The sequence below is a fragment of the Eudoraea sp. genome (assembly GCF_049669105.1).
Classification (GTDB): Bacteria; Bacteroidota; Bacteroidia; order Flavobacteriales; family Flavobacteriaceae; genus Eudoraea.
Genome location: NZ_JBATKE010000045.1, coordinates 1 through 7784, shown reverse-complemented (window position 1 = coordinate 7784; position 7784 = coordinate 1). Strand labels below are relative to the sequence as shown.

Genomic DNA, 7784 nt, shown 5'->3' with positions numbered 1-7784 from the left:
GAATTAAATCCACTTTATAAGCTATTTTTTAAACCTGGAATAAAGTATTATCTTCTTTTTGGTATTAATAAAATACACGCCGGAAAGCAGCACAATAGCGGCAATTATGGATTGCAGGGTGATGGGTTCATTTAAAAAGTAACTCCCCAGGAACATGGCCACTATTGGGTTCACATAGGTATTGGTAGCCACCTTTTCCGGGGAAACATTTTTTAAGAGATAATTAAAAGAGGTAAAGGCTACAATACTGCCAAAAATGATTAATAAAAGCATGGACCAGTTGGTTTCAGCGCTCCAGGTGTTTGGAAGGCTCCAGGCTTCTCCAAAAGCCAGGCTCATGAGTCCCAACATAATGCCTCCGGTAAACATCTGGTAGCCGGTATTCACAAAAAAATTCTTTGGGAAATCGGCACCGGCCACAAAAAGGCTGCCATAGGCCCAGGCCAGCATAGCTGAAAAGATCAAACAAATGCCTAATAAAGCATTCTCCTGCTCCAGGACGGCTTTTTGGTTAATAAGCAAATACATTCCTATTATGCCCAGCGCAATCCCAACAAAGGAGCTGGCTTGTATTTTTTTCCCTTGCAGGACCCACATCATCAAAAGAACAATAAGGGGCTGGGCAGAGATCTCCAAAGCCGCAAAATTACTATCTACATATTTCAGGGCCCACACCACTACCCCATTCCCAAAACTCAGGAAAAGGAAACCGGCCAGAAAACTATTTGCCAGCTGTTTTTTGGTAATGTGAAGACTTTTACCCATTAGGGCGGCGATGCCAAAAATAAGGAGTCCGGCCAGGGTAAAACGAACGCCTGCCAACATAAAGGGTGGCAATTCTGCCACTGCAATTTTGTTGAGCAAATAGGTAGACCCCCAGATCACATAAATAGCGAAGAAAGCGCTTATAATTAAGGGGACATTTCGTTTAGGCTCCATATGCTTTGCAATAGAAAGCAATATTAGCTTTTTGGGAGTAGATCAGGAAGGATTTTGTACAAATAGTTAGCTCAACGGAGCAAAAAATAGTAGTAAACCGGGCTATTTCTTTTTTCTCTTTTTGCTTGCTTTTGCCAAGGGATTAAAGGCAAGGGTAAGTTTTATCCAATACTCCAAATCTTCATCCAGGTCCCAGCCATCAGGAGTTACGTAAATATAACCTTTCATGGGTCTTCCGGTAAAGTCCATGGGCAGGCATTCTGCTTTCTCAATTTCTTTGGTATATGCCTCCTCACCTATTCTGGCCATCAGCAGACTATCCCCATATTTTTTATCGATGTGGATGCCACAAAGCATTTTGTCATCTACGGAAAATAAAAGCCCACCCATCATTTTTTTTATAGTGAAATCGGCCCCCAGGGACTTAAAAATCTGTCCTATTCTATCAGCTAAATATTCATCGTAAGCCATCGTGATAACAAATGTAGAATCACTAAGTTAGCCAATAAAAATTAAAAGATTAGCGTATGTCATCCCACCATCTATGCCCTATGTTTTTCTGATACGAATGTATGTCTCCCAGGATGGGGTGGCTAACTGAAATATTTTGTCTCTCTGCTTCCTTTACAAATCGATCAACCGGGTCTTTCCACGTGTGTTGCGCCAAAGTAAACCCTGCCCAATGCACAGGCATAATTTTAGTAACCCGGGCATCTAAGGCTGCCTGTACACTCTCCTCCGGATACATGTGTATTTGGTGCCAGTTTTCATTATACTGTCCACTTTCCATAAAGGCAAAGTCAAACGGTCCTAATTGTGCTCCAATATCTTTAAAATGGCTGCCATAACCACTATCTCCACTGAACCAGATATTTTCCGTAGGTGTTTTAAAAGTCCATCCTCCCCAGAGTGATTTGGCCCGGTCTGTAAGTCCCCTGCCCGAAAAATGCCGTGTTGGGGTAAAGCTTATATCGATATCTTTATAACGTTGATTAGCCCACCAGTCAAATTCTGTGATATCATTTTTGGAGATGCCCCATTTTATAAGATGACGTGCAACCCCCAGCGCCACAAAATAGTGTTTCACTTTGGCTTTTAATTTCTGAATACTCTCAAAATCTAAATGGTCATAATGATCATGAGAAAGTAATAGGAGGTCAATTTCAGGTAATCCATCAATTAAATTCAGGGTGTTATCACTAAAGCGCTTTACAGGAAACGGGGCAATTGGAGCTGCATTAGGGCCCAACATGGGATCTATGAATAAAGTAAGACCATTCATTCTTAGTAATACAGCCGAATGACCATACCAAATAAACTTTGTTTGTTCCGCTGGCTTTAAAAAAGCCTCTTTATCAAATGCCGTGATGGGTAATTTACTCAGGGGTTCCCTCCCCTCTTTTTCGAAAAACTGATTATAGAGTAATTTGGGTAAGGTTTGAAAATTAAGTTCCATTTTGGTGACTTCCAAATTGTCAAATTTTGTTCCGTCCCAGTGTTTAGACGAGGCATATTTTTGTAAATCAGCTTTTGAGGCTCTCGCACCAAATTGTTTTCTCATGCTTAAATTAATTTGGGAATAGTAAGTTCTGTTTGATTAACAGATTGTGAAATTATAAAAACAAATTTTAAGGGAGTTTGATTGCAGGATTGATTTTTTCATATATTTGCTAACCATATGGTTAAACTAAATAGTTGAAAATGTCGCAAAAAAAAGACACAAACACGGAGCATATCATATTAAAAGCCGCCAAAAGGGTGTTTCAAAATAAGGGTATGGATGGTGCACGTATGCAGGAAATAGCAGACGAAGCAAAGATCAATAAGGCTATGCTTCACTACTACTACCGAAGTAAGCAACTGCTTTTTGAAGCGGTTTTCAGAAATGCTTTCGCACTCCTGGCCCCTCAATTAAACGCTATATTAAATGACGAATCCTCTGTTGAGGAGAAGATTAGAAACTTTACGGCAAATTATATTTCATTTATGAGCAAACACCCTTATCTGCCTGCTTTTATTATTCAGGAACTCAACAGGAATCCCGATTTTGTTTTAAAAATGAAGGACAAGAAAGGATTTCCCAATATTGAAAAATTTAAAAAACAAATTGCTGTTGAAATCCAAAAAGGAATTCTCAAGCCAATAAAAGGCGAACAGTTATTCATAAATATCATGGCTTTAAATATATTTCCATTTGTGGCTTCCCCTTTAATAAAGGCATTTGTAAATATAGATGACAAAGCTTTTAAACAAATTGTAGAAGACAGAAAAACAGAAGTCGCCGACTTCATTATTAATTCCATAAAAGCTTAGCTAATGAAACAACTAAGTAACTATCTAATAGTACTAATATCGTTGGGTGCTTTTGCACAGGAACAACTGACTTTAAATGATTGTTATGATTTGGTAAATACCAATTATCCTTTGGTACAACAAACAGACCTATTGGAAAAGCAAAATGCGATAGACATAGAGGCTATTGAAACAGGACGATTACCACAATTAAATTTGGCCGCACAGGCAACCTATCAGTCAGAAGTTATTGAAATCCCCCTGCCGGACACCGGGATCGTACCACCCAACAAAGATCAATACCGGGCTACACTTACAGTAAACCAGCTGATCTATGGAGGTGGATTGATTAATTCGTCAATTGATGCACAAACAGCAAGCCTGAAAACAAAACAAAAGCAGGTGGAGGTTAATTTATATCAATTAAAAAAACAGCTGAACCAGCTGTATTTTTCCATTTTATTGCTGCAGGAAAACAGGGCGCTGTTAGAGGCAAAGAGGGAACAACTAGAAGCAAAGCTAAAAGAGGTGCAGTCCGGCATTAAGAATGGCACAGTACTGCCCTCATCAGATAAAGTACTGGAAGCAGAATTATTAAAAATTAATCAGGGTTTTATAGAATTGGATTTGAACAGGACTAGTTTGCTTCAAACTTTGGCATCATTAATAGGCAAGGAAATCAGTAGTACTACCCTACTGCAAAACCCGGAAATATCAACTAATCTGAATACTGAAATCTATCGTCCTGAACTCGAATTATTTCAGCTCAAAAAAGAGCAGATTGAAACTTCTGAACAATTACTATCCAGAGAAAACTTGCCCAAATTATATGGTTTTGCAGATGGCGGTTATGGGAATCCGGGATTAAACCCTCTCGATAATTCGTTTCAGGCTTTTTATATAGCCGGTTTAAAATTGAATTGGAATGTATTGGACTGGAATGCCAATAAAAAAAAGCGTGAGTCCTTATCTATAAACAAAGACATTATTGATACGGAAACTAATGTTTTTAATCTGAACACCAGCATAGAACTCCAGCAACAGCAATCTGAGATTGATAAAATTGCAGGATTTATTACTTCAGATATCGAAATCATTAAGTTGCGAAAGGAAGTGCTCCATGCAGCAGATTCACAATTGAGAAACGGGGTGATTACCTCCTCCGCCTATATCACAGAATTAACCAATTTATACACAGACGAAAACACATTAATTACCCATAAAATTCAACTGGAATTAGCAAAGGCAAACTATAATATAATTCAAGGACAAAAATGAAAAATAAAGCAGCGTATATACTGGGAATAGTCACTCTTGTGCTGAGTATGGCATCATGCAACAGCGACAACGGAAAAGCGGATGGATATGGAAATTTCGAAGCTACAGAAATTACTATTTCTTCGGAGAACAACGGCAAACTCATGCAGTTTAATGTAAAAGAAGGCGACCTTCTTGAAAAAGGGACTTTAATTGGTTATATAGATACCATTCCCCTATCCCTGAAACGAGAGCAATTGTTATCATCCAAAGCTGTAGTCTCCTCACAATCTAAAAGCGTATTGTCCCAAATTTCGGTTTTAAACGCAAAACTTCAAACAGCAAATGTGAACAAACAACGGGCAGAAAATCTTATTGCGGACAATGCCGGTACACAAAAACAATTAGATGATATCAATGGCGAAATTGATGTGATAAAGCAACAAATCTTAAGTGTTGAAATCCAAAACGCTCCTGTGGTTAACGAACTAAAAAGCATTGATGTGCAATTAAGGCAGATTGATGATCAAATTTTAAAGAGCAAAATAATTAATCCGGTTAATGGAACGGTCTTAACAAAATATGCCGAAGCCAGTGAAATCACTTCTTTTGGTAAACCGCTTTATAAAATAGCAGATCTGAGTACTATGAAATTAAGGGCCTATTTAAGTGAGACCCAATTGGCCGGGATCAAAATAGGACAAGAAGTTACCGTTAAAATTGATGATGCAGATGCTATGCAATCTCATCCTGGCACAATTAGCTGGGTAGCTTCAGAAGCAGAATTTACTCCAAAAATCATTCAAACCAAAGAGGAACGAGTGGCCCTGGTCTATGCGGTAAAGGTAGATGTGCCTAATGATGGAAGCTTAAAAATTGGAATGCCCGCAGAATTATGGATGACTACTGATAACAACTGATGAGTATAGTTGTTTCTAACATATCTAAATCCTATAAAAGCGTAAAAGCTTTAAGCAACATTTCATTTGAGGTCAAAGAAGGTGAACTCTTCGGTTTAATTGGCCCTGATGGCGCAGGTAAAACCACCTTGTTTAGAGTATTAACCACGCTCTTGTTTGCAGACGAAGGACAAGCCAGAGTTGCAGGTTTTGACATTGTAAAGGATTATAAAATTATTCGTGAAAGTGTGGGTTATATGCCCGGCAGATTCTCATTATACCAGGATTTAACCGTGGAAGAGAATCTGAACTTCTTTGCAACAATTTTTGGGACGACCATAGAAGAGAACTACGACCTAATCAAAGACATATATGTGCAGATAGAACCCTTTAAGAACCGCAGGGCAGGGAAACTATCTGGTGGAATGAAGCAAAAGCTGGCGTTGAGTTGCGCACTAATCCATAAGCCAAAAGTGCTTTTTTTAGATGAGCCAACCACTGGAGTAGATCCTGTGTCCAGAAAGGAATTCTGGGATATGATTAAACGCTTACAACTAAAAGGGATAACTATTTTAGTGTCTACACCATATATGGATGAAGCGGCTTTATGTGACCGGATCGGGTTGATTCAGGATGGTGTTATCCTGCAAATAGATTCACCCGAAGCCATTATAAAAAAATATCCAAAATCAATTTATAATGTGCGCGCGGATAATATGTATCAATTAATTCAAAGTTTAAAGGCGTATGAACATAGCCATAGCGTTTATCCTTTTGGTGAATTTGTTCATTATACTGATAAAAGAACCGGTTTTAATCCGGACGATTTGAAACTTTATTTAAGGGAAAGACAATTTGCCAAGATTACAATAGAACTTACACAACCTACCATAGAGGATGCTTTTATGGAATTAGCTAAATAATGGAAAACAACAGGGTCATAGAAGTTAAAGAATTAACCAAGATGTTTGGTGATTTTACGGCTGTTAGTGCCATTACATTTGATGTAAAAAAAGGGGAGATATTTGGTTTTCTGGGGGCCAATGGAGCTGGTAAAACGACTGCTATGAAGATGTTGATTGGCATTTCAAAACCAACAGCAGGTGCCGCAAAGGTGGCTGGCTTTGATGTGGCAACACAGGCCGAAGACATTAAGAAGAACATTGGCTATATGAGTCAGAAGTTTGCCTTGTACGACGATTTAACGGTAAAAGAAAATATTACGTTTTTTGGAGGTATTTATGGTCTTACCAGAGCAAGAATCAAAGAAAAGACCAATGAACTTATTCAAGAATTAGGATTACAGGATCTTACTGATAAATTAGTAGGTTCATTACCCTTGGGCTGGAAACAAAAAATAGCCTTTTCCGTATCTCTGTTACACGAACCAAAAATTGTATTCTTAGATGAGCCAACCGGTGGTGTAGATCCCATTACCAGAAGGCAGTTTTGGGAAATGATCTACAAATCGGCCAACACCGGTACGACCATTTTTGTGACAACACATTATATGGACGAGGCTGAATATTGCGACAGGGTTTCCATTATGGTAAATGGTAAAATAGAGGCTTTAGACACTCCAAAAAGGCTGAAAGAACAATACAAGGCCGAAACAATGAATGATGTGTTTTTAAAATTAGCAAGAGGATAAGAACCGCAATGATATGAAACGATTCAGAGGCTTTGTCATTAAGGAATTTTATCACATTTTCAGGGATAAGCGATCGCTGTTTATTCTCTTTGGGATGCCTGTTGCCCAAATTTTGCTGTTTGGTTTTGCCATTACCAATGAAATCAACAATGTAGACATAGCTGTCTTAGACCATTCAAAAGATGCGACCACAGAGGAAATTATTAATAGCATCGCGGCTTCTGAATACTTTAGTATAGATCAGTTCATTGAGAGGGAAGCAGACATAGAAACTGTTTTTAAGCAAGGGAAAGTCAAGGCTGTTTTAAATATTGAAAAAGATTTCAGTCAGAAGTTAATCAAAGACGGCAAAGCTCATGTGCAAATAATCACAGATGCCACAGACCCAAACACGGCTAATACGATCTATAATTACGTGACGGCAATACTTCAAAAATACCAGCAAAGTCAGAATAAATCTGTGGGGCTTCCCTATCAAATTGTTGCACAAACACGGATGGTCTACAACCCTGAGCTAAAAAGTGTTTTTATGTTCGTACCCGGTGTTATGACAATTATTTTAATGCTGGTTTCGGCCATGATGACTTCTATTTCCATTACCAGGGAAAAAGAATTGGGAACTATGGAAATTCTCCTGGTTTCACCCTTAAAACCCTTTCAGGTTATTGTTGGAAAAGTGGTACCCTATATTTTTCTTTCGGTAATCAACGCAATAGTAATTGTTGTTTTAAGCATTTTTATTTTTA

At 38.3% G+C, this 7784-nt stretch carries 9 protein-coding genes; 6 read left to right on the top strand and 3 right to left on the bottom strand.

Annotated features, from left to right (window positions below):
- Window positions 1–21: 21 nt before the first annotated feature.
- From WBM60_RS03405 to WBM60_RS03395, 3 genes are all read right to left on the bottom strand, one after another.
- Complete coding sequence (locus WBM60_RS03405; protein ID WP_424259462.1) at window positions 22–939, bottom strand: EamA family transporter; 918 nt, start codon at window positions 937–939, stop codon at window positions 22–24.
- A 102-nt stretch (window positions 940–1041) separates the two neighbouring features.
- Window positions 1042–1410 (bottom strand): TfoX/Sxy family protein, encoded by a 369-nt coding sequence (locus WBM60_RS03400; protein ID WP_424277608.1) that lies wholly within the window; start codon window positions 1408–1410, stop codon window positions 1042–1044.
- 49 nt (window positions 1411–1459) lie between these two features.
- The gene (locus WBM60_RS03395; protein WP_424263796.1) at window positions 1460–2500 is read right to left on the bottom strand and encodes an MBL fold metallo-hydrolase; all 1041 of its coding nucleotides are present in this window, start codon (window positions 2498–2500) and stop codon (window positions 1460–1462) included.
- 140 nt (window positions 2501–2640) lie between these two features.
- Between WBM60_RS03395 and WBM60_RS03390 the strand changes: the two genes are divergently transcribed.
- The 6 genes from WBM60_RS03390 to WBM60_RS03365 form a co-directional block, all read left to right on the top strand.
- A complete protein-coding gene (locus tag WBM60_RS03390) occupies window positions 2641–3252 on the top strand; it encodes a TetR/AcrR family transcriptional regulator (RefSeq protein WP_424278048.1) in 612 nt (203 codons plus the stop codon).
- A 3-nt stretch (window positions 3253–3255) separates the two neighbouring features.
- On the top strand, window positions 3256–4509 hold the full coding sequence (locus WBM60_RS03385; protein ID WP_424277610.1) for a TolC family protein: 1254 nt from the start codon (window positions 3256–3258) through the stop codon (window positions 4507–4509).
- On the top strand, window positions 4506–5408 hold the full coding sequence (locus WBM60_RS03380; protein WP_424277611.1) for an HlyD family secretion protein: 903 nt from the start codon (window positions 4506–4508) through the stop codon (window positions 5406–5408). Before WBM60_RS03385 ends, WBM60_RS03380 begins: the two co-directional genes overlap by 4 nt.
- On the top strand, window positions 5408–6310 hold the full coding sequence (locus WBM60_RS03375; protein WP_424282761.1) for an ABC transporter ATP-binding protein: 903 nt from the start codon (window positions 5408–5410) through the stop codon (window positions 6308–6310). The genes WBM60_RS03380 and WBM60_RS03375 overlap by 1 nt, the downstream gene beginning before the upstream one ends.
- Window positions 6310–7038: an ABC transporter ATP-binding protein gene (locus WBM60_RS03370; protein ID WP_424262525.1), complete on the top strand. Its 729-nt coding sequence runs from the start codon at window positions 6310–6312 to the stop codon at window positions 7036–7038. The genes WBM60_RS03375 and WBM60_RS03370 overlap by 1 nt, the downstream gene beginning before the upstream one ends.
- A gap of 13 nt (window positions 7039–7051) precedes the next feature.
- The coding region (locus WBM60_RS03365; protein WP_424282759.1) for an ABC transporter permease at window positions 7052–7784 on the top strand (733 nt) is incomplete at its 3' end.

What these genes read in the sequence shown, in the direction of transcription:
- WBM60_RS03405 (WP_424259462.1), bottom strand. Translation starts at nt 939, where the DNA reads ATGGAGCCTAAACGAAATGTCCCCTTAATTATAAGCGCTTTCTTCGCT.
- WBM60_RS03400 (WP_424277608.1), bottom strand. Translation starts at nt 1,410, where the DNA reads ATGGCTTACGATGAATATTTAGCTGATAGAATAGGACAGATTTTTAAG.
- WBM60_RS03395 (WP_424263796.1), bottom strand. Translation starts at nt 2,500, where the DNA reads ATGAGAAAACAATTTGGTGCGAGAGCCTCAAAAGCTGATTTACAAAAA.
- WBM60_RS03390 (WP_424278048.1), top strand. Translation starts at nt 2,641, where the DNA reads ATGTCGCAAAAAAAAGACACAAACACGGAGCATATCATATTAAAAGCC.
- WBM60_RS03385 (WP_424277610.1), top strand. Translation starts at nt 3,256, where the DNA reads ATGAAACAACTAAGTAACTATCTAATAGTACTAATATCGTTGGGTGCT.
- WBM60_RS03380 (WP_424277611.1), top strand. Translation starts at nt 4,506, where the DNA reads ATGAAAAATAAAGCAGCGTATATACTGGGAATAGTCACTCTTGTGCTG.
- WBM60_RS03375 (WP_424282761.1), top strand. Translation starts at nt 5,408, where the DNA reads ATGAGTATAGTTGTTTCTAACATATCTAAATCCTATAAAAGCGTAAAA.
- WBM60_RS03370 (WP_424262525.1), top strand. Translation starts at nt 6,310, where the DNA reads ATGGAAAACAACAGGGTCATAGAAGTTAAAGAATTAACCAAGATGTTT.